25 protein-coding genes are annotated in these 21413 nt (G+C 60.2%); 8 read left to right on the top strand and 17 right to left on the bottom strand.

What is annotated here, in order from left to right; translation table 11 throughout:
- The first annotated feature begins 154 nt into the window (after positions 1-154).
- Positions 155-1213, top strand: a complete 1059-nt coding sequence (locus ACR0ER_RS17730; protein WP_480770079.1) for a transporter substrate-binding domain-containing protein — start codon at positions 155-157, stop codon at positions 1211-1213.
- Here ACR0ER_RS17730 and ACR0ER_RS17725 read toward each other — a convergent pair.
- Positions 1210-1566 (bottom strand): hypothetical protein, encoded by a 357-nt coding sequence (locus tag ACR0ER_RS17725; RefSeq protein ID WP_480560176.1) that lies wholly within the window; start codon positions 1564-1566, stop codon positions 1210-1212. The two genes, ACR0ER_RS17730 and ACR0ER_RS17725, sit on opposite strands and share 4 nt — an antisense overlap.
- A 94-nt stretch (positions 1567-1660) precedes the next feature.
- Between ACR0ER_RS17725 and ACR0ER_RS17720 the strand changes: the two genes are divergently transcribed.
- Positions 1661-1996, top strand: a complete 336-nt coding sequence (locus ACR0ER_RS17720) for a cupin domain-containing protein (RefSeq protein ID WP_480770078.1) — start codon at positions 1661-1663, stop codon at positions 1994-1996.
- Between the two features lie 52 nt (positions 1997-2048).
- Here the strand turns inward: ACR0ER_RS17720 and dapD are convergent, their stop codons facing one another.
- Positions 2049-2876, bottom strand: coding sequence for a 2,3,4,5-tetrahydropyridine-2,6-dicarboxylate N-succinyltransferase (gene dapD, locus ACR0ER_RS17715; RefSeq protein ID WP_480770077.1), 828 nt, complete (start codon positions 2874-2876; stop codon positions 2049-2051).
- Positions 2877-2984: 108 nt separating this feature from the next.
- Entirely contained in the window at positions 2985-3902 is a 918-nt protein-coding gene (locus ACR0ER_RS17710; RefSeq protein WP_170329559.1) for a threonine/serine dehydratase, read from the bottom strand.
- 79 nt (positions 3903-3981) lie between these two features.
- Between ACR0ER_RS17710 and ACR0ER_RS17705 the strand changes: the two genes are divergently transcribed.
- Positions 3982-4824, top strand: coding sequence for an LOG family protein (locus ACR0ER_RS17705; protein ID WP_480770076.1), 843 nt, complete (start codon positions 3982-3984; stop codon positions 4822-4824).
- Between the two features lie 3 nt (positions 4825-4827).
- Entirely contained in the window at positions 4828-5922 is a 1095-nt protein-coding gene (locus ACR0ER_RS17700) for a cystathionine gamma-lyase (RefSeq protein ID WP_480770075.1), read from the top strand.
- Here the strand turns inward: ACR0ER_RS17700 and ACR0ER_RS17695 are convergent, their stop codons facing one another.
- A complete protein-coding gene (locus tag ACR0ER_RS17695; RefSeq protein WP_170329562.1) occupies positions 5923-6306 on the bottom strand; it encodes a hypothetical protein in 384 nt (127 codons plus the stop codon).
- A 147-nt stretch (positions 6307-6453) separates the two neighbouring features.
- On the opposite strand from ACR0ER_RS17695, the gene ACR0ER_RS17690 reads away from it, so the two are divergent.
- The 3 genes from ACR0ER_RS17690 to ACR0ER_RS17680 all read left to right on the top strand — a co-directional run bounded on the left by ACR0ER_RS17690 (position 6454) and on the right by ACR0ER_RS17680 (position 9428).
- Positions 6454-7371: a DnaJ C-terminal domain-containing protein gene (locus ACR0ER_RS17690; RefSeq protein ID WP_480770074.1), complete on the top strand. Its 918-nt coding sequence runs from the start codon at positions 6454-6456 to the stop codon at positions 7369-7371.
- On the top strand, positions 7368-7706 hold the full coding sequence (locus ACR0ER_RS17685; RefSeq protein WP_170329564.1) for a hypothetical protein: 339 nt from the start codon (positions 7368-7370) through the stop codon (positions 7704-7706). Before ACR0ER_RS17690 ends, ACR0ER_RS17685 begins: the two co-directional genes overlap by 4 nt.
- A gap of 63 nt (positions 7707-7769) precedes the next feature.
- Entirely contained in the window at positions 7770-9428 is a 1659-nt protein-coding gene (locus ACR0ER_RS17680; protein ID WP_480770073.1) for a U32 family peptidase, read from the top strand.
- A gap of 3 nt (positions 9429-9431) precedes the next feature.
- On the opposite strand, the gene ACR0ER_RS17675 is transcribed toward ACR0ER_RS17680, so the two are convergent.
- The 5 genes from ACR0ER_RS17675 to ACR0ER_RS17655 form a co-directional block, all read right to left on the bottom strand.
- Positions 9432-10058 (bottom strand): cytochrome P460 family protein, encoded by a 627-nt coding sequence (locus ACR0ER_RS17675; RefSeq protein ID WP_480770072.1) that lies wholly within the window; start codon positions 10056-10058, stop codon positions 9432-9434.
- Positions 10059-10282: 224 nt separating this feature from the next.
- Positions 10283-11470: a dual-specificity RNA methyltransferase RlmN gene (gene rlmN / locus ACR0ER_RS17670; RefSeq protein ID WP_480770071.1), complete on the bottom strand. Its 1188-nt coding sequence runs from the start codon at positions 11468-11470 to the stop codon at positions 10283-10285.
- A 79-nt stretch (positions 11471-11549) separates the two neighbouring features.
- Positions 11550-11927: a lysozyme inhibitor LprI family protein gene (locus ACR0ER_RS17665; protein WP_480770070.1), complete on the bottom strand. Its 378-nt coding sequence runs from the start codon at positions 11925-11927 to the stop codon at positions 11550-11552.
- 130 nt (positions 11928-12057) lie between these two features.
- The gene (locus ACR0ER_RS17660) at positions 12058-12225 is read right to left on the bottom strand and encodes a hypothetical protein (protein WP_480770069.1); all 168 of its coding nucleotides are present in this window, start codon (positions 12223-12225) and stop codon (positions 12058-12060) included.
- Positions 12226-12386: 161 nt separating this feature from the next.
- Positions 12387-12920: an invasion associated locus B family protein gene (locus ACR0ER_RS17655; RefSeq protein WP_170329570.1), complete on the bottom strand. Its 534-nt coding sequence runs from the start codon at positions 12918-12920 to the stop codon at positions 12387-12389.
- 179 nt (positions 12921-13099) lie between these two features.
- On the opposite strand from ACR0ER_RS17655, the gene ACR0ER_RS17650 reads away from it, so the two are divergent.
- Positions 13100-14098 carry an asparaginase gene (locus ACR0ER_RS17650; RefSeq protein WP_480770068.1) on the top strand — a complete coding sequence of 333 codons (999 nt, stop codon included), beginning with the start codon at positions 13100-13102 and terminating at the stop codon, positions 14096-14098.
- A gap of 3 nt (positions 14099-14101) precedes the next feature.
- Here the strand turns inward: ACR0ER_RS17650 and ACR0ER_RS17645 are convergent, their stop codons facing one another.
- The 8 genes from ACR0ER_RS17645 to hutI form a co-directional block, all read right to left on the bottom strand.
- Positions 14102-14422: a YciI family protein gene (locus ACR0ER_RS17645; RefSeq protein ID WP_480770067.1), complete on the bottom strand. Its 321-nt coding sequence runs from the start codon at positions 14420-14422 to the stop codon at positions 14102-14104.
- 24 nt (positions 14423-14446) lie between these two features.
- The gene (locus tag ACR0ER_RS17640; protein ID WP_480770066.1) at positions 14447-14872 is read right to left on the bottom strand and encodes an SRPBCC family protein; all 426 of its coding nucleotides are present in this window, start codon (positions 14870-14872) and stop codon (positions 14447-14449) included.
- The gene (locus ACR0ER_RS17635) at positions 14860-15189 is read right to left on the bottom strand and encodes an ArsR/SmtB family transcription factor (protein WP_480770065.1); all 330 of its coding nucleotides are present in this window, start codon (positions 15187-15189) and stop codon (positions 14860-14862) included. The genes ACR0ER_RS17640 and ACR0ER_RS17635 overlap by 13 nt, the downstream gene beginning before the upstream one ends.
- A 46-nt stretch (positions 15190-15235) precedes the next feature.
- Entirely contained in the window at positions 15236-16114 is an 879-nt protein-coding gene (serB, locus tag ACR0ER_RS17630) for a phosphoserine phosphatase SerB (protein WP_480770064.1), read from the bottom strand.
- Positions 16115-16185: 71 nt separating this feature from the next.
- A complete protein-coding gene (gene hutU / locus ACR0ER_RS17625; protein WP_480770063.1) occupies positions 16186-17868 on the bottom strand; it encodes a urocanate hydratase in 1683 nt (560 codons plus the stop codon).
- Positions 17865-18662, bottom strand: coding sequence for an N-formylglutamate deformylase (gene hutG, locus ACR0ER_RS17620; protein WP_480770169.1), 798 nt, complete (start codon positions 18660-18662; stop codon positions 17865-17867). The genes hutU and hutG overlap by 4 nt, the downstream gene beginning before the upstream one ends.
- The gene (hutH, locus tag ACR0ER_RS17615) at positions 18662-20191 is read right to left on the bottom strand and encodes a histidine ammonia-lyase (RefSeq protein ID WP_480770062.1); all 1530 of its coding nucleotides are present in this window, start codon (positions 20189-20191) and stop codon (positions 18662-18664) included. The genes hutG and hutH overlap by 1 nt, the downstream gene beginning before the upstream one ends.
- Entirely contained in the window at positions 20188-21396 is a 1209-nt protein-coding gene (gene hutI, locus ACR0ER_RS17610) for an imidazolonepropionase (protein ID WP_480770061.1), read from the bottom strand. The genes hutH and hutI overlap by 4 nt, the downstream gene beginning before the upstream one ends.
- Positions 21397-21413: the final 17 nt, after the last annotated feature.

Here is a 21413-nt window from a genome sequence, read left to right as displayed (position 1 = left end):
GGGGCAATTGCCAACCCCTGCCCACGCAAATCTGATGCCTTTTTTCCGCGCAATCCACCCTGCCCCCCAAACAAAACACGGGTCTTTACCCCGCGACCGCCTTGCTGCACCGTTCAAATCTGCGTTAGAGCCCCGCGAAACAGGTGATTTGAAGATGATACGCGCGCTTTTCGCATTGGTCTGCCTGACCTTTGCCATCCTTGCACAGCAAAGTCGGGCCCAGACGCTGGATGTCACCACGGTGACCCGCCCTCCGTTTTCCTATGTCGAAGACGGGGCACAGACCGGGTTTTCCATGGACCTGCTCGAGGCGCTGGCCGAGTCGCTGAACTGGGAGTATTCGGTCGATCGGGTCGGGACCTTCAACGACATGCTGGGCGCGGTGCGGGACGGGTCCGCCGATATGGCCATCGCCAACATTTCGATCACCGCCGCGCGCGAGACGCAGATGGATTTCAGTCAGCCGATTTTCGAGGCCGGGTTGCAAATCATGGTCCCGTCCGAAGCCGCGCGCCAGCCGTCGCTGCTGCACGCGTTGCTGTCGCGCGAATTGTTCATCGCCATCGGCCTGGCCTTTGCCCTCTTGTTGGGCGGCGGCATGTTGATGTGGACGTTCGAACGCCGCTCGCAGCCCTATTTCGACCGCAAGCTGAACGAGGCATGGTTCCCGTCCTTCTGGTGGGCGCTGAACCTGGTGGTAAATGGCGGGTTCGAAGAGCGTATGCCGCGCACCCCGTTCGGTCGTCTTTTGGGTGTGGTTCTGGTGGTTTCATCCCTGTTCATCGTGTCGGTGTTTACGGCACGCATCACATCGGTCATGACGGTCGATGCGATCAGCGGCAGCGTAAATTCAGTCAACGATCTATATGGCAAGCAAGTAGGCACGATTTCAAATTCAACCGCCGCCAGTTTCCTGAACCGACGTGAGATCGAGTTCACTGGATATTCCGGCCTTGAAGAGATGCTGACCGCCTTCAAGGACAAAAACCTGGATGCCGTGGTCTTCGACGCCCCGATCCTGTCTTACTATGCCGCGCACGAAGGGCGCCGGATCGCGTCCATGACCGGTGGAGTTTTCCTACGCGAAAGCTATGGGATCGCCTTCCCGACCGGCTCACCTCTGGTTGAGGACGTCAATCAGGCGCTGTTGTCGATGCGCGAAGACGGCACCTATGACGAGATTTACCGCAAGTGGTTCGGGGTGCGGAATTAAGCCTGTTCCTCATCGCCAAAGAACGGCGTCATCTGCGCAACGATGACCGCGTTTTCGTCCAAAGCCCGTTGCATCAGCGCCCGTTCGTCGGGATCAATGTCGTGGCCCTGCGCTTCGCGCTCGGCCAGAGTTCCATAGCCGGTGACATCCAGCGGCGCGGTATCGGCCTGTTTCAGAATGGCCACGGTTTCGCGCACGGCTTCGGCCTCATCGACACCGCTGGCGAAACACATCAGCGCGGCCCCGGTCGCGCCTTCAGGTAGGCCGTCGCCATCCTTGCGTCCGATCTGCACAAGCAGGGTATAGACCTGCTGACGAGAGGGTTTCTTTTGCTTTTCCATGTTGGGGGCCATAGCCGCGTGCCAGCCCACGGTCAAGCGGTCGGCAATTGCAGGACGCGGCCTGCGCAGTCATAGTGCCCGGACATAAACCGCAAAGGACCTTTTCATGGCGTACCCAGATTTCATCACCGACTTCCCCAGCCTCGACGTACCCTTCCCCGAGGACGTGGTGCAATCAGCGGTGATCCGGTCAGATGCGGGACTAGTGGCGTTCTTCACCTTCCTGAAGGATTTCGAACTGCCCGCGCATTCGCACAAGGCGCAATGGGGCACGGTGATCGAGGGTGCCGTGGAACTGACCATCGGGGATGCGACAAAAACCTATCGCCCCGGCGACAGCTACTCGATTCCCTCCGGCGTAGAACATGGCGGCAAGATCAAGGCCGGAACGCGAGTGATCGACGTGTTCGAGGAACCCGACCGCTATCCGGTCAAAGGGTAACAAAAAAGGCCGCAGCATCGTGCTGCGGCCCTTGTTTTGATCAGCGGGCCGATCAGTCGCGCAGCAACTCGTTGATCCCGGTTTTCGAGCGGGTCTTCTCATCCACCCGCTTGACGATCACAGCGCAGTACAGGCTGACATTGTTTTTGGACGGCATCGAACCGGCAACAACCACCGAGTAGGGCGGCACTTCGCCATACATGGCCTCTCCGGTTTCGCGGTCGACGATCTTGGTCGACTTGCCGATGAATACGCCCATGCCCAAAACCGAGCCTTCGCGGACAATGCAGCCCTCGACCACCTCGGAACGGGCACCGATAAAGCAATTGTCCTCGATGATGGTCGGACCTGCCTGCATCGGCTCCAGGACGCCGCCGATACCGACACCGCCAGACAAGTGCACGTTCTTGCCGATCTGTGCGCAGGACCCAACAGTGGCCCATGTATCGACCATGGTACCTTCGTCGACATAGGCGCCCAGGTTCACGAAGGACGGCATCAGCACCACGCCCGGTGCGATGTAGGCCGATTTACGAACCACACAGTTCGGAACGGCGCGGAAGCCTGCGGCTTGCCACTGGTTCTCACCCCAACCGGCGAACTTGCTGTCCACCTTGTCCCACCAGCCACCAGCCTGAGGGCCACCGGTCTGGATTTCCATATCCTTGATGCGGAAGCCCAGCAGAACCGCTTTCTTGGCCCACTGGTTCACGTGCCAGTCACCGCTTTCCAGCTTTTCGGCCACACGCAGCGAGCCGCTGTCCAGCGCGTTCAGCGTATCTTCGATCGCTTCACGGGTCTCGCCGGTGGTGGCGGGCGTGATGGTGTCTCGCGCCTCCCAGGCGGCTTCGATGGCGGCTTCCAGTTGCGCGTTGGACATGTGAGGGCTCCCTGCAGAATCTGTTCACGTTGGTGTTGCCTATACGCAAGCGAAGGACTGGCCGCAATGCGACGCTGAACGCGCGCTTTGCGGCTGTTTGCTGCGGTTTTAAGCGCCCAGTGGGTTCGGAGAGATATTGCCGCCGCAGATCAGCACCGCCACTCGCTCACCCGGTTCCGGCTGGTAAGCCCCGGACAGCAGCGCCGCCAGCGCCGTTGCGCCCGCTGGTTCCACCAGAATCCGATGCGCTTGCCACAGGAGTTGCTGGGCCTCGGCAATGGCCTCATCGCTGACCAGAACAGACGTCATCCCCTGTGCCAGCCCGAAACAGATCGAGCCAATCCGCCGCGCGCCCAATGCATTGGCGGCGATGCCAGAGACGGTGACGTCCACCGGCTCACCCGCCTGCAAGGCCGCATTCAGCGCGCAGGAGGTTTCGGGTTCGACCGCCACGATCTTGCGTGCGCCCTGAAACCAGCCCAGTGCACCGGCGATCAACCCGCCGCCGCCGACGGCGATCAGAACGGTATCGGCCTGAAGACCCTGCGCCTCCCATTCGGCAAAGCAGGTGCCCTGCCCTGCCACGGTGGCGGGCGCGTCATAGGCATGGATCTGCATAGCACCTGTCGCCTCTTCGTGCTCCTGCGCACCCATCAACGCGTTGGCGTATTCGCCGGGCACCACGCTCAGATCAGCGCCGGTCTGCTCGATCAGGGCAATCTTGGACGGCCCGGCAATCTCCGGCACGAAGATCTTCGCCGGATAGCCCAGCGACCGCGCCGCATAGGCCGCCGCCGCGCCATGATTGCCGCCGGACGCTGCCACGACGCCCGCGTCGGGCACATCCGAGCTCAGCAGCGTGTTGAACGCCCCGCGCGCCTTGAAACTGCCGGTATGCTGCAGATGCTCCAGCTTCATCTCGACCGGGTAACCCAGCCCCAAGGCCCGGCTCTCCATCACCGGCGTCACCTGCACATATCCGTTGATCCGGTTGGCGGCTGCTGAAATTTCACTCTTCCAATTCATTGTTGTTCTTCCGTGACTGGCGCTCTGGCCGCGAACCCTATAGCTGTTTTACGAACACGCAAGCAGGGATAGATCACCCATGAGAGAAGACCGCCTGAGCCCCTTCCGCGACGCGCAAACCGACCGCTCGACCGCGAGCGAGGTGCCGGACACGCCGCAGACCCGCTCACCCGCCTATCGCCTTGCCTTTGCCGACGACGATTTCCTGTGTCGGGATGAGCTGCGCCCGGTGCGCCTGCAGCTGGAATTGCTGAAACCCGAGATGATCATGACCGAGCGCGAGATCACCTCGACCATCGTCATGTTCGGCGGCGCGCGCATTCCCGAGCCATCTCAGAAACACACGGCACGGACCCAGACGCTGGCCAACCTGTCGGAGTACTATGACGAGGCCCGTGAGTTCGCCCGACTGATGACCGAGAAATCGAACGAAACCGGCTGCCGCGAAAACGTCATCGTTACCGGCGGTGGACCCGGCGTGATGGAAGCCGGGAACCGTGGTGCGCAGGATGCAGGCGGCTGCTCGATCGGCCTGAACATCGTGCTGCCGCATGAGCAGGCTCCGAACGAGTTTGTGACGCCGGACCTAAGCTTCAATTTCCATTACTTCGCGATCCGCAAGATGCACTTCCTGATGCGCGCCCGTGCCATCACCATCTTTCCGGGCGGTTTCGGCACCATGGATGAGCTGTTCGAATCCCTCACCCTGATCCAGACCGGCCGGATGGAGCGCGTGCCCTTTCTGCTGTTTGGCCGCAAATTCTGGGAGAAGGTCATCAACTGGGAAGCGCTGGCTGATGCGGGCACTATCTCGGACGAGGACCTCGACTTGTTCCGCTTTGTCGATACCGCGCAAGAGGCGGTCGACATTATCGAGAACTGGGAACCCGCCCCACCCCGCGACGAAATTCCGGGGCGCTGAGGGATGCCAAAGACCGGAGAGATACTGCATCTGCGCGGCAATGCGCTGAACGCGGGGGATCCTGTGGCGCTGCCGTTGACCCAAAGCAGCATGTATCATTTGCCCGGTGCGCCCGATGGCCTGCCCACCTATGGCCGGGTCGACAACCCCACATGGCAGCATCTGGAACATGTTCTGGCCCATCTGGAGGGCGCGCCCTGCCTGAGTTTCCCGTCGGGCATGGGGGCAATCTCGGCAGCATTGTTTGCCACCGTGAAAGCCGGATCACACATCCTGATTCCTTCGGACGGCTACTATGTGACTCGGCTGTTGGCGGGTCGGTTCCTCTCGCGCTTCGGCGTTTCCGTCACCGAACGCCCGACAACCACCTTCGCCGAGGGCGGGTTCGACGGGTTCGATATAGTCTTTGTCGAAAGCCCCTCGAACCCCGGTCTGGACATGATGGATCTGCCCGCCATTGCCCAAGCCGTACGCACGGCGGGTGGTATCACGATTGCCGACAACACAACCCTGACGCCGTTGGGCCAGCGCCCGCTGGATATGGGCATCGACGTGGTTGTCGCCTCGGACACCAAAGCCATGGGTGGGCATTCCGACCTGCTGATGGGTCATGTCGCCAGCCGCAACCCGCAGATCATGGAGCGGGTCGAGGATTGGCGGCGCGTTTCCGGCGCGATCCCCGGCCCGCATGAGGCCTGGCTGCTGCATCGCGGCTTGGAAACGCTGGACGTGCGGTTTGACCGCATGTGCTCGTCCGCGCAGGTGCTGGCCGAGCGTTTGGCAGAGCATCCAGCCGTAAAACGCATCCGCTTTCCCGGCTTGCCCAGCGACGCTTCACATACATTGGCCAAAGCCCAAACCACGCGGTTCGGGTTCCTGTTGTCGATCACGCTGGAGTCGGAAGACAAGGCTGAGACCTTCATCAACACCTGCCCGATGCTGCGCCCCGCCACATCCTTCGGCGGTGTCCACAGTTCTGCCGAGCGCCGCGCGCGGTGGGGCGACGATGTTGACCCCGCTTTCATCCGCCTGTCAGTGGGCTGTGAGCCGCTAGAAGAACTGTGGCAAGCGATCGAGGCCAGTCTGAACGCGCTGTAATTACTTCTTGGGCTCGCGCAGTTCCGTGAATACATAGATCGGCAACACAATGCTGCCGATCAGCGCACCCAGCCAGACCAGCAATGTCGCGGCCAGAAGGTTGGAAATCCCACCAATCGTCAGCCCGTTGGTCACCAGATCGGTCACAAGCAAACCCACAAAAGTCACGATTAAAGCGATTCCACCTTTCAGAGCAGGCGCTTTCTTTTCCCCCAGCTTCAGGATGAGCGGCTCGGCGATCCACTGAACCAACGTAAAGACGATCACCACCACGATGAACGAGATCGGCCGGATCGCAAATTCCGGCAGCAGAATCGCAGCAATCAACAACCCGATGGCATTCCCGGCCAGTAGGGCCAGAATGGACTTGAGTCTGCGCGTCATGGGGATCTCCGTCAAAAAACAATGCGAAACATGCATATGTTAACAGACCTGCGGGGATTTGCGAGCGGTTTCAAAAGCCTCTTCCTTTTGGCCCCTTGAAAACGCATGATAAAACCATCCTGTTCCGCCCGACCTGCGAGAGGTGAGATGAGCGACGATCCCTATTCCGCCCTTGGCGTTACTAAAGACGCCAGCGATGCCGAGATCAAAAAGGCCTATCGGCGCATCGCCAAGGAATGCCACCCCGATCTGAAACCCGGTGACGCCGAGGCCGAAGCCAAGTTCAAGGCCGCAGCTGCCGCCTATGATCTGCTGAAAGACCCGGAAAAGCGGGGGCAGTACGACCGGGGTGAGATCGACGCCTCGGGTCAGGAACGCCCTCAGCAGCAGTATTACAGAGAATACTCCGAGGCCGCTGGAAACCCCTATCGCGGTCGTCAGGCAGATCCGGACGACATGTCGGATATTTTCGCTGAGTTCATGCGAGGTCGCGGTGGGTATGGCCAACGCACACAGGAATTTCACGCGCCGGGACATAATCGCGCCTACAGCCTGCAGATCAGCTTTCTGGATGCGGTGTTCGGGGCCAGCCAGAAGCTCACCCTGCCCGATGGCGACCGGATCGAGGTGAAAATCCCGGCAGGCATTACCGACGGCCAGACCATCCGTTTGCGTGGCAAAGGCGATCCGGGCTTTGGCGAGGGGCCTCCGGGCGACGCGCTGGTCACGGTCTCGGTTGCGAAACACCCGGTTTTTGACCGTCAGGGTGACGACATCCACATCACCCTGCCGATCACGATTGATGAGGCCGTTCTGGGCGGCAAGGTGCCCGCCCCTACCATCGACGGCGGCGTCAATGTCAGCGTTCCCCCCGGCACCAGCAGCGGCAAGACCCTGCGGTTGCGTGGCAAGGGGGTCAAGAAACGCGGCTCATCTGACCGTGGTGATCAATTGATCGAGCTAACCATCACGATGCCCGACCAGATCGACGATGACCTCAAGCAGTTTATGGAGACATGGCGCGATTCTCACAGCTATGATCCGCGCAAAGGAATGCCGTCATGAGCCTGACCGAAGAGCAACTGATCGCAACCGTCACCCGCCTGACCTCGGCACGGCTGACCGAGTATCTGGCCGCCGAGATTGTGATCCCCGAACAAACGGATGAGGGCCTAGTTTATCACAGCCTCGATGTCGCCCGTTTGGAACTGGCCTGTGAGCTGCACGAGCAATACGAGATGGAACCGGATGCGCTGTCGATGATGATCTCTCTGATCGACCAGATGCACGGGCTGCGCGCCGAATTGCGCGAGGTGCTGAACGCGGTCGAGGCGCAGCCCGACCCCGTCCGCAAACAACTGATCGAGGTCATCGGCACAGCGCGGTTCCGTCGCAGGTAACGGGCTTTTGGACGTAGGGCTTTTGCCGTAAAAGGCCCCCTTGATCCAAAGCCCGGTATGTCCATGACCCAGTCCAGATCCGAATTGCTGATGCCTGCGGGCAATCTGCGCAAGCTGAAACTCGCCATCCTTTACGGGGCGGATGCGGTGTATCTGGGTACGCCCGACATGTCGCTGCGCACGAAATCCGAGTTTTCGCTGGAAGAGGTGATCGAAGGCGTCGAGTTCTGCCACCAGCACGGGCGGCGCGCTTATCTGACGCTGAACCTGTTCTCCCACAACAAGGACATCCCGAAGCTGGACGAATACATCGACACGGTCCGCAAGGTGAAGCCCGACGGGCTGATCATCGCTGACCCCGGTGTGTTCCAATATGTGCGCGAACGGGCACCCGAACTGCCGCTGCATATCTCGACCCAGGCCAATATCTGTTCCTGGCTGTCGGTGAAGTTCTGGCAGGATCAGGGGGCCGAACTGGTGGTTCTGGCCCGCGAGGTTTCCTACCCCGAACTGGTCGAAATCCGCGAGAAGTGCCCCGACATCAAGCTTGAGGCGTTCGTGCACGGGGCCATGTGCATGACCTACTCGGGCCGCTGCCTGCTGTCGAACTTCATGGCAGAACGCGGGGCCAATCAGGGCAACTGTGCCAATTCCTGCCGTTGGAACTATGGGCTCAAGCTGCGCTTAAAGGACGGCACGCATCAGGAACTCCGCATCACCGAGGAAAACGCCAACCTGTTCGAGTTCCTGCTCGAGGAAGGTTGCCGCCCTGGTGACCTGATGCCCATCGAAGAGGATGATCGCGGCTCGTACATTCTGAATTCCCGCGATCTGTGCATCATGCCGAAATTGGATGAATACCTGAAAATCGGCGTCGATAGCCTCAAGGTCGAAGGGCGCGGCAAATCGGAATATTATGCCGCCATCGTCGCCCGCGCCTATCGCAATGCCATTGATGATTATCACGCGGACCCCGAGAACTGGGATCCCAAGCCCTATATGCGCGAACTCGAAACCGTCGGGAACCGCGGCTATACGCTTGCCTTCCACGAAGGGCGCCTGACCAACTATTCCCACGATTACGAGCACACTGCATCCATCGCCCAATGGGAATATGCCGGGATCGTCACCGAAGTGACCGAAGATGCGTTTCTGGTCGAGGTGAAGAACAAGCTGGAACCGGGCGACGTGCTGGATTTCGTCTCACCCATCTCACGCGAGACGGTGCTGCTGCGGGTCTATGATTTCGAACGTGCCCATGACGGCACGCGGCTGGATGTGGTGCATGGCAGTACAAAAACCGTCATCCGCCTGCCCTTCACCCTGTTTGATCACGAAGACATCGACGATCTGCGCGCCCGCTTCCCCGTCTATTCCGTGCTGCGCAAGGAGCGCGCCCTGACTGACGAACACTGGAGCCGCATCCGCTTTGACAAGCTGGTGCAGGGGCTGGAAACTTCGGGCCGCGACAACCCCAACGCCTATGCCCGCCGTCGCGATGACCTGGTGGAAAAGATCGGTGAGGATGGCAACGAACGCCGCTTCAAGACCAACCGGATCGGCACCGAAGGGTGTTGCGGCAAAGGCTGCAATGGCTGCCTGATCTTCTGGCAGGACGAGAAGTATGCACTGGCCCGCGAAGTGTTGTCGAAACGCAAACAGGGCGAGCAACTCAGCCGCCGCGAAGCCACAGAGTTTAAACTGCCCGGCGAGGCCGTCTGACCATCAGTTCCCAACGACGAATTCTTCGGGAACAAAAAACGTGTAATCTCGGTCAGCGACCGCTTCGTGGCAATCATGACAGTAGGCAACCGCTGAGGCACGAAAACCCATCGTGTCACCGAACAGTGATCCGTCCGGTAATACCATTATATAGCGCCAATCAGCCGTGTCAGGGCTGGCTCCTTCTGCCAGTTTCTCCATCACGAACAGGGCGCCGGGGTGGATGTTGCCCTCGTCCGTGACGGTCACGCTGTCCTTGGCCAGCACCGAGCCCTTGGGCAACTTTTCACCCTCCTGCAGGGTTCCGTAGTTATGCGCCATGCGATTGGCATAGCTGTTCACGAAACGCTGACCGTGGGTGGCCGAGATATAGGGCGCGTCATTGAACAATGGCCAGCTTTGGTAGTTCAGCAACTGATCCAGTTGCGCGGCACGGTAGCCACGCGCCATGCGTCGCTGCAACGACTTGTATATCTGCAGCGCTTCTTCTTTGGTCAAATCCGCCGGGTTTTCAATGGCAATATGCGCATCCTCACCGGGGGATTGCGCAGCGGCATAGTCAGCAGACACACCTGAAAACACCAATGCCGCAAGGGGTATCGAGACCACTCGTGAAATCTGTAACAACATAATAATGGCCTACCCAGTCTATAAGGTTCGCCTGAACGCCGCATGTATGCTTAAAAAAAGATAGCGGCCCTGAACAATCTCGCCACGACCGGAGAGCGGTTTTCACCGCTTTGTGCGCAAGAGTGAAATGCGCCCATCCCGCCTTGACGATTTAAATATATCAAATTGTGCATGCAAAAAACAGCAGGGCGAACATTAAATTATTGTCGCCCTACGCGATACAATCAACGCTGCAGCCCGGCCTCAGCCTCGATCTGCTTGCGCGATTTGCGGGCGCGCTCGGTGGCTGATTTCAATTGACCACAGGCCGCCATGATATCTTCACCGCGGGTTTTGCGGATGGGAGAGGCATAACCCGCCTGATAGATGATATTCGCAAAAGCCCGGATACGGTTGTTCGAGCTGCGCTTGTACGGCGCGCCCGGCCATTCGTTGAACGGGATCAGGTTGATCTTGGCCGGGATGTTGTGGCGCTTGATGTGGTCGATCAGACGGTGCGCATCCTCGTCACTGTCATTGACGCCATCCAGCATCACATATTCGAACGTGATCCGCTCGGAATTCGAGGCTTTGGGATAGCTGGCCAGCGCCTGCAGCAGCTCTTCGATGTTCCAGCGCTTGTTGATGGGCACCAGCACGTCGCGGGTTTCGTCCGTGGTGGCGTGGAAGGAAATCGCCAGCAGGCAGCCGATTTCCTCGGCGGTCCGCGCGATTTCCGGCACCACGCCTGACGTCGACAGGGTAATCCGACGGCGCGACAGGGAAATCCCCTCGGGGTCCATGGCGATCTTCATCGCGTCGCGGACGTTCTCGAAGTTGTAGAGCGGCTCGCCCATGCCCATCAGAACGATATTCGACAGCAGGCGCGTTTCGTCCTTAGGTGCGCCGGGAACGGGCCATTCCTCAAGATCATCACGCGCCATCATCACCTGGCCGACAATCTCGGCCGCCGTCAGGTTGCGCACCAGTTTCTGCGTGCCGGTGTGGCAGAAGGAACAGGTCAGCGTGCACCCGACCTGAGACGAGATGCACAGCGTGCCGCGATCCTCTTCGGGGATGTAGACCACCTCGACCTCATGCCCGCCAGCAATGCGGCACAGGTACTTGCGAGTGCCGTCCTCGGAGACCTGACGGGTCACAACCTCGGGGATTTCGATCACGAAATTCTCGGCCAGTTGCGCGCGATAGGCTTTGGCCAGATTGGTCATCTCGGCAAAGTCGCGCACGCCCCATTGATAGATCCACTGCCAGATCTGTCCGGTCCGCATCTTGGCCTGCTTTTCCGGCGTGCCGTGCTCGATCAGAACCTCGCGCAACTGGTCGCGGGTCAGGCCGACAAGGTTAATCTTCCCCTCGGGCAATTTGCGGGGGATGGTCATGACGTCTTGAGTGATCGGCGCTTTGGGCGACATGGGGCTATCTCAACGGATTCTGGCTTGGGATGCGCCTCTATATAGGAACATCCGCAAAGATCAAAAGGAATCGTATCGATCAGTCGGCAAAGCGCAGCAATTCATCCACACGCGCACGCCCCAGATCAACGCGGCACGATGTGATCGCGATACCGGTTCCGGACCCTCCGCCGTATGAGGCACCAATGGCCTCGCATTGCGCATCCCTATAGCTTTCCCAGGCCGCTTGCGCGGCCTCCAATGCGGGCTGCGCAACAATGCGCCCGGTGACCTCGTCCAGCTCTGCGGCGGCCTGCAGGGCAAAGCCGTAACTTTCTTCCAGCGCCTGAGAGACCCGGTCCTCCATCTCGCTTACGCAGGATCCGATTTCGACCTGCGATCCTGCATCTGAGCATTCCAAGGTTGGGTCCGCCAAAGCCGCGGATGGCAACAACAGTAAAAGCAAGGCGTGGCGCATATTCTATTCCCAACTGAGGCTTCGCACCGAACCACGATACCATGCGATCAGCCAAGGCCCCAAATGCTGATCGGCCGCACCGACCAAGCCGGTGCGACCGATTCATGTTTGTCGGGTCAGGTTAAGCCCCTCAGATGCCCGCAGGCAGCACATCGCAATCTGCGGCATCCAGCGTTTTCACCGGATCTTCCGGGCCGCACTGCTCACCGGATACAGGGTAGGTATCAGTGTCTTTTTCACAGGCGCTCAGGAACATGGCGGCGGTCATCATGAAGGCGACAATGGTTTTGTTCAGCATAGGCAAGCTCCTTCCAATTTCTGAACTAATTAGTTCAGAAATGTAACTCACTCACTTTGATACGGATCAATTTTTCAGGCAGACGTTGCATCAACCTGACATGCTTTGCCCAAAAGAAAACCCCGCCAAAGGCCGGGGTTTCACGTGTCTGAACAGGACGATCAGTTCGCGCAGCGTTTCTGGGCATCCTCAAGTGCCGCAGTGAATCCCAGCAACGAGAACGTGTCCTTGGTCTGCGTTCCGCGTTCGGATCGCGCGGTCACCACCGCCTCGGTGCCTTTTTTCATGGCTTCGATCACTTTGGGCTCCTGCCCTTGTGTCGCAGGCCAGGCCCATTCGCCGTCAGTGATGAACTCGAACTCCTGATCGTCGATCCGGACATTGACCGAAGACCCGGCCGCAAACGGGTAGCCGCCGGTAAAGGACACCTGACCAGCGACGTTTTCACTGGGGCGAAAAACCACGAACAGCAGGATATCGCTGCGCCGTACCGAGACCACGCGCCCGCCGCGTGTGTTTACGGTTTCGTCGGGGGTTGCCACGCTCCAGCATTCGGTGGGATCTTTTTCGACGAACACGCTCCAATCCGTCTTGGCGGCCACGCGATTGGTGCTGGACGCCTGTTGAGCGGTTGCAGTTGTGGCCATCCCTGCCACGCACAGGCCCGCGATCACGCGGACGAGTTTCGATCCCATCTGTCCAGCCTCCTAGCTCGACCAAAAACCTCATACCCATCGGAAATGCCTGCGCCCCTTGCCGGTTCGTCTGTAAGTTGCGTATTCCGATGATTGTCGACATACACACACTAACGCAGGTTTCGCCACAGGCGAAAGGGCGATTGGCAGAATTTTGCGCATAAAAATCGGAGGTCCAGATGACACAGCCCGTAGCAATGACAGAACTGTGGCGTGGCCCGTTGTTGGAAAGCCTGCATCTGGGCCACGCGGTGATTTGCGATGACAGCGGCCAGATCGTGCAGAGCTGGGGCGACCCGGATGTGACGATCTATCCCCGGTCTTCGGCCAAGATGATTCAAGGGCTTCCGCTGATCACCTCCGGCGCGGCTGCGAAATACGGGCTGAATTCCGAGCATCTGGCGCTGGCCTGTGCCTCTCATAGCGGCGCGCATATCCATACGGACCGTGTGTCGGCCTGGTTGGACCATCTGGGCCTGACCGAGCATGATCTGCGCTGCGGCCCGCAAGAGCCACAGGACATGGCGGCGCGCGACGGGCTGATTCTGGCCGATGATACGCCTTGCCAGTTTCACAACAACTGCTCGGGCAAACACTGCGGGTTCCTGACGGTAGCGCAGCATATGGGCGCGGGGCCGGAATATCTTGAGATCGATCATGACGTGCAACAGGCATGTCTGTCCGCGCTTGAGGAAACAACGGGAGAGACCAGCCCGGCCTATGGGATCGATGGCTGTTCGGCCCCGAACTTTGCTACGTCGCTGGTGGGGCTGGCGCGCTCGATGGCATGGTTTGCGTCGGCTGCCGACCGGTCGGACCGGGCCAGCGATGCTGCACAGCAGTTAACCGCCGCGATGATCAAGCACCCGGAGCTGGTGGCGGGTGAAAACCGCGCTTGTACCGAGCTGATGCGCGCCATGGAGGGCCGGGCTGCGATCAAAACCGGGGCCGAAGCCGTTTTCGTCGCCATCATCCCGGAAAAACGTATGGGTGCGGCGCTGAAGGTTACAGACGGCACCACCCGCGCCAGCGAATGCGCCATCGCTGCCCTTTTGGTGCATCTGGGCGTGTTGGAGGCCGAACACCCGGCCACCCGCAAATTCATGAACGCCATCCAATACAGCCGTCGTGGGATCGAATGCGGCGTGATCCGTCCAGCGCCGGGTTTCCCCGGCTAAGGGTCACATTTCTATCGGATGCACTTCGGCCACTTCGACCGAGCCTGTTCCGCTGACAACCATGGGGCAGCCCTTGGCCATCTCGGTCGCGGCGTCGATGCTATCGGCCCTGATGACGGTAAAGCCAGACGCCGGGTTTGCCCCACCGTTGTCAACGACGCCACCGGAACTGACCGTATAGGACTGGCCCACCGGGTTGCCGGGAATGTCCAGCGCGTCGCCCATGTTCTGAAACCATGCACCCCAGGCGGCCATGGTTGCTTCGATCTCGGCGGGATCGGTCGGAGTATGACCGCCGTGATAGACAAACAAATACTGAGGCATTTCTCTTCCTCCTTGATGAAATACTTAAAATTGCGCTTCGAGCTTGCGCAGCGATGAAGTCCAGCCCTGGTTGTGGTTCGCCGCGATCTCATCATCACCCAGATCGCGGTGATCCAGAATCAGGCGCGCCCCCTCGCCAGCCGGTTCTACGGTCAGCGTCACATGGCTTTCGGCACCGCGGTGATCCTGATCGTCATGCCAGCCCCAGGTGAACCCCACCGAGTTGGGCGGATCGACATGGGTGACCTGCCCCGAGACCTTGTATTGCTGGCCCTCGGCGTTCTGCATCACTGAATACCACGGCCCGAGGCGTGAAAAATCCAGATCATGCTCGGGTACATGCATCCCTTCCGGCCCCCACCATTGCAACAGCTTTGCGCCATCGCTGATCCAGGCAAAAAGGTTTTCCGGCGTGGTGGTAAACTCACGTTCCAGTTTCAGGTCGGCCATGAAGTCTCCCTTTCGATCAAGTCGCTCAAACGGTCTAGGCTGCCTTCCCAGAATTGCCGTTTCGAGATGGTCCATTCGGCAATCGCCCGGAGCCCATCAGGCTGGATGGAATACATCCGCTGACTGCCCTGTACCCGCTGCTGTACCAGCCCAGCTTCTCGCAGCACCTTCAGATGGCGCGAGATCGCAGCACCGGACATGCCGCGCCCTTCAATCAGGTCACCTGCGGGCAGTTCGCCGTCCTGCATCAACTGCTCGACGATTGAAAATCGGGTGGCGTCGGACAAGGCCGAGAATGCGGTCAGAAGCGTGTTCATGACCATCGTTTAACATTTTAGTTAAATAAAGGGAAGCCCCTTGCGGTCAAACCATGGCAAAGGTCGAACGGGAAAAGCCCTGCAAGTAGAGCAACGCCGTCAGATCTCCGTGATTGACCCGAATGTCGCATTGCTGCGCGACCGAGGGCTTGGCGTGCAGCGCCACCCCGGTTCCGGCCCGGCCCAACATACCCAGATCATTGGCACCATCGCCCACTGCCAGCACGTCGGCCTCGGACAGGCCCAATCGCTTTGTGATCTGTTCCAATGCATCTACCTTGGCCTGCTTGCCCAGAATCGGGCGCTGCACACCACCGGTTAGCTTGCCACTCTCGGCCAGCAGCGTATTGGCGCGGTTCTCGTCAAAACCCAATTGCTCCGCCACGTTCGCAGTGAACGCCGTGAACCCGCCCGAGACCAAAGCCGCGTAGCCGCCATTCGCGCGCATTGTTGCAACCAATTCCGCCCCGCCCGGCATCAGCGTGATGCGTTCCGCCAGCACTTTGCCGATCACTGCCTCATCCAGCCCCTTCAACAGACCGACCCGTTCAATCAGCGCGCCCTCGAAATCCAGCTCGCCATTCATTGCGCGCGCGGTTATGTCCTTGACCCGGTCTCCGACACCAGCCTCGTCGGCCAGTTCGTCAATGCACTCCTGCTGGATCATGGTGCTGTCCATATCGGCAAGCAGCATTTTCTTGCGCCGCCCTTCGGCAGGTTGAACGATCAGGTCTACGCCCATCTGTTGCAGGTCGGCCCAGACATCCCAGCGATTGCTGGGTAACTCTGACAGAGTGAACTCGGCCGCCTCATCAGGGCAGAGCCACGTGCCGTCCCCGCCGCCCCACGCATTGCGCAAAGACTCCAACAACGCCTGATCCAGCGAGGGCGTCTTCGGGTTGGTCAGCAGCGTGGCTACATACATCATCGATCTCCGGCAAACTCACCTGCGCATATCGCAGGTGCAGCATTTTCGCCAGTGACAGTTTGATGCGGTCAGCCAAGAATACCCGGCAGACGCAGCCCGTGCGCGCGGGCGCAATCCTTGGCAATATCATAGCCCGCATCCGCATGACGCCACACGCCCGAAGCCGGATCATTCCAAAGAACCCGTTCCAGCCGTCTGGCGGCGTCCTCGGTGCCGTCGGCACAAATCACCACGCCCGCGTGTTGGCTGAAGCCCATGCCGACACCGCCGCCGTGATGTAGCGACACCCATGTTGCCCCGCTGGCCGTGTTGATCAGCGCGTTCAGCAACGGCCAGTCGGATACCGCGTCCGACCCGTCCAGCATCGCCTCGGTCTCGCGGTTGGGGCTGGCGACCGAACCACTGTCCAGATGGTCACGCCCGATCACAACCGGCGCTTTCAACTCACCCTTGGCAACCATCTCATTGAAGGCCAGCCCGGCGCGGTGGCGATCTCCCAACCCGATCCAGCAGATACGCGCGGGCAAGCCCTGAAACGCGATCCGCTCCTGCGCCATGTCGAGCCATCGGTGCAGGTGCTCGTTCTCGGGGAACAGCTCCTTCATCTTGGCGTCGGTCTTGTAGATATCCTCGGGGTCGCCGGACAGAGCACACCAGCGGAACGGGCCGATCCCCTTGCAGAACAGCGGGCGGATATAGGCAGGCACAAAACCGGGGAAGGCAAAGGCGTTCTCCAACCCCTCATCCTGCGCCACCTGCCGGATGTTGTTGCCATAATCCAGCGTCGGCACACCCGCATTCCAGAAATCGACCATGGCGGCCACGTGCTGCTTCATCGAAGCACGCGCTGCCTTTTCTACTGACTTAGGGTCTGTTTCACGCTTCTCACGCCACTCTCCCATGGTCCAGCCCAAGGGCAGATAACCGTTAATCGGGTCATGGGCGCTGGTCTGGTCGGTCACGATATCGGGACGCATCCCGCCTTCGGACATACGGCGATAAATCTCGGGGAAAATCTCGGCGGCATTGCCCAGCAGGCCCACAGATTTCGCCTCGCCGGCCTTGGTCCAGCGGTCGATCATCGCCAGAGCTTCGTCCAGCGTTTCCGCCTTTTCGTCGAGGTATTTGGTCCGCAAGCGGAAATCGATGCTATCGGGGTTGCATTCGACCGCCAGACAACAGGCCCCGGCAAACACAGCAGCCAGCGGCTGCGCGCCGCCCATTCCGCCCAGCCCGCCGGTCAGGATCCACTTGCCGGTCAGATCGCCGCCATAGTGCTGACGTCCGGCCTCGGCAAAGGTCTCGTACGTACCCTGAACGATGCCCTGCGTGCCGATATAGATCCACGAGCCAGCGGTCATCTGGCCGTACATCATCAGGCCTTTTTTATCGAGCTCGTTGAAGTGATCCCAAGTCGCCCAATGCGGCACGAGGTTCGAATTAGCGATCAACACACGCGGCGCGTCCTTATGTGTGCGGATGATTGCTACGGGTTTGCCGGACTGGACGATCAGCGTCTCATCCTCTTCCAAATCCTTCAAACCAGCGACAATAGTGTCGAAGTCCTGCCACGTCCGCGCCGCACGCCCGATGCCGCCATAAACAACCAGCTCATGCGGGTTCTCGGCCACATCCGGATGCAGGTTGTTCATCAGCATCCGCAGCGGCGCCTCGGTCACCCAGCTTTTGGCGTTCAGCTCAGGCCCGGTTGGTGGATATACATCGCGGGTGTTCTTGCGAGGGTCGGTCATGGCGTAAGCTCCAATGCTGTGTCTTGGATCGCGTCCAGAATACCGCGCAGCCAGTGGCGCAGGCGGTTGGCCTTTTCGGTGTCATAACTCCACGGAGCAGCCTCAGACGTCAGATAGGTGGACTGCGCCAACTCAATCTGGATGGCGTGCACTCCGTCGGCTGGGCGACCATAGTGCCGCGTTGTCCATCCACCGCGAAACCGGCCGTTCAGAACCGTGCTATAAGGGGACGAACCCGCAATTTCATTCGTAATAGACTCTATCCCGGACGAACAAGTCGCTCCGACATCCGTTCCGATATTCATGTCCGGCAATGTTCCCTCGAACAGAAACGGAATACGGCTGCGGATCGAGTGGCAGTCATACAAAACCGCCACGCCATAACGATCGCGTAGACGTTGCAGCTCTTCGGCCAGAGCTGCGTGATAGGGCGCGTGATAAGCCTGTCGACGCTGTTCAATCTCATCAGCCGACGGTTCCTGTCCAACCCGCCAGATTGATTGCCCATCGAAGTCGGTCAAAGGCACCAGTGTGGTTGTGTTCTGACCGGGGTAGAGAGATACCCCTTCAGGGTCGCGATTGGCATCGATGACATAACGGTGCACATGTGATTGCACCACAGTCGCACTATCCAAAAGCCCTTCATAGAGCCTGTTTATGTGCCAGTCCGTGTCCGCCAGCGCGCGTCCTGTTTCGTTGAGACGGGCTGCGATGTCGTCCGGCACGAAGGTTCCGCCATGGGGCTGACCCAGCACAATCGGGCTATCTCCACGCTGTACGCTGACCACTTGCATCATTTCAGTTCCGGCATAGGGCTACCCACCGCACCAAGGATCGCGCCTTCAGCCACCAGTTGCTTGGCGGCCTCCAATTCCGGTGCTAGGTAACGGTCCTCGTTCAGTGACGGGATATCTGCCCGCAGTCGGGAAATGACCTTCTGCAATGGGCGGCTGGTGACCAGTGGCGTACGGAATTCCACCCCCTGTGCAGCGCAGAGTAGTTCAACACCAAGGATGTAGTTCAAGTTCTCGACCATCCGTGTCAGTCGCCGCGCTCCATGCGCTGCCATCGAGACATGATCCTCCTGATTGGCCGACGTCGGAGTGCTGTCGGTCACGCAGGGGTTGGCCAGATGCTTGTTCTCGCTCATCAGCGCAGCCGTGGTGACCTCGGCGATCATCATGCCGGAGTTCAGCCCCGGATCAGGGGTCAGGAAGGGCGGCAGGTCAAAGCTGAGCGCCGGGTCTACCATTAGCGCGATACGCCGCTGGGCGATGGCCCCGATTTCCGACACGGCAAGTGCGATCATGTCGGCGGCGAACCCCACCGGTTCGGCATGGAAATTGCCGCCCGAGACAATCCCATCCTCCAGAACCAGCGGGTTGTCGGTGGCGGCGTTAGCCTCGATCTCAAGCGTTGCAGCGGCCTGGCGCATCACGTCCATGGCCGCCCCGGTGACCTGAGGCTGACATCGGATGCAATACGGGTCCTGCACGCGCGTGTCGCCGTCTCGGTGGCTTTCCCGAATCTCCGACCCGGCCAGTACGGCACGCATGGCGCTGGCAGCCTCGGTCTGGCCGCGATGGCCGCGCAGAGTGTGGATCTCGGGCCGCAGAGGCGCGGTGGACCCCATGATCGCATCGGTCGACAGGGCCGAAATAACCAGCGCGCTTTGCGCCGTACGCCAGGCATCGAACAGACCTGCCAGCGCATAAGCGGTTGAAAACTGGGTGCCGTTGATAAAGGCCAGGCCTTCTTTTGGACCAAGCTGAATCGGCTCTAAACCAACGGTTTTCAATGCCTGAGCGCCCAGCAGGATGTCTCCGTTCACCTCGGCCTCACCTTCTCCGATGATCACGGCAGTCATGTGGGCCAGCGGCGCCAGATCCCCCGACGCGCCCACAGACCCCTGCGCCGGAATCACCGGTGTAACGCCGCGCGCCAGCATCTGCTGCAACAACTCAATCAACTCCCACCGAACACCCGAGGCGCCGCGACCGAAGGACAACAGCTTGAGCGTCATCATCAGCCGGGCCACACGGCGGGGCACAGCCGGGCCAACACCACAACAATGGCTTAGGATCAGGTTGCGCTGCAGGGTTGAGGTATCCTGTGGCGCGATCTTGTGACTGGCCAGCTTGCCGAAGCCGGTGTTGACGCCATAGACCGGCGCATCACCCTGAGCGGCGGCCTGAATGCGCCTTGCCGCCGCCTCAACAGCGGGTTTGCAGTCACGGTCCAGCACGGCCGCGCTCTGATCCCAATAAACCTGGGCCAGTTGAGCCAGTGTCACCTGGCCGGGTTGCAAAGACAGGGGAGTCATTCCAACCCTCCAAATAGGTGTTTGTGCAAAGGGTTGAAGCCGATTCGATAAGAAAGTTCAGCCGGATGCGTCACATCCCAGACCACCAGATCCGCTCGCTGGCCCGGAGCGATAATGCCCGCATCGCTGATACCCAGGGCGCGCGCAGCGTTGCGGGTGACACCGGCCAAAGCCTCTTCGGGGGTCAGACGAAACAAGGCGCAGCCCATATTCATCGTCAGCAACAGCGAGGTCAGCGGCGATGAACCGGGGTTGCAATCGGTCGCTAGCGCCATTGGGACCTGATGCTGACGCAGCAAATCAACCGGCGGCATCTGCGTTTCGCGCAGCGTATAAAACGCGCCCGGTAACAGTACCGCCGCGGTGCCTGCCTCGGCCATGGCGTTCACACCTTCGGCGTCCAGAAATTCGATATGATCCGCCGATAGCGCCCCGTACGAGGCCGCCAACCGCGCACCGCCCAGATTGGACAGTTGTTCGGCGTGCAGTTTCATAGGCAGGCCGAGCTCTTGCGCCACGTCGAAAACCTGAGCGATCTGGGCGGGGGTGAAGGCGATGCCTTCGCAGAACCCGTCCACCGCATCCACCAGCCCCTCGGCATGGGCCGTACGCAGAGTTGGGATGCAGACCTTTTGGATATAGTCATCGGCCCGTCCGGCATATTCGGGCGGCACCGCATGGGCGCCCAGAAAGCTTGTCTTGACCCGCACCGGGCGGGCTTCGCCGATCCGGCGAGCCACGCGCAACATCTTCAGCTCGGTTTCCGTATCCAGCCCATAGCCGGATTTGACCTCGATGGTGCAGACGCCTTCGGCCAGCAACGCATCCACCCGGGTCAAGGCGTCTGTCAGCAGTTCCGCCTCGCTGGCCGACCGCGTGGCGTTGACCGTGGACAGGATGCCGCCCCCGGCGCGGGCGATTTCCTCGTAGGAAGCCCCGTTCAGGCGCATCTCAAACTCGGTCGCGCGGTTGCCGCCGAATACCACATGGGTGTGCGCATCGATCAGGGCGGGTGTGATCAGGCGCGCTCCGAAATCCTCAACCGTCCAATCGGCGTAATTGGCGGGCAGGTCCCGTCGCTCACCGGCCCAGACGATAACTGAGCCGTCGATGGCAATCGCCGCATCCCGGCAGAGCCCATAGGGTGTGTCACCTTTGGACATCGTGGCCATCACGGCGCTGGTAAGGACCGATTTTCTGGTCATGGCGATTCTTTTCGGCT

The sequence above is a fragment of the Ruegeria sp. CH8 genome (assembly GCF_056536985.1).
Note: the sequence above shows the minus strand (reverse complement) of the source record. Positions and strands in the feature narration are given on the sequence as shown.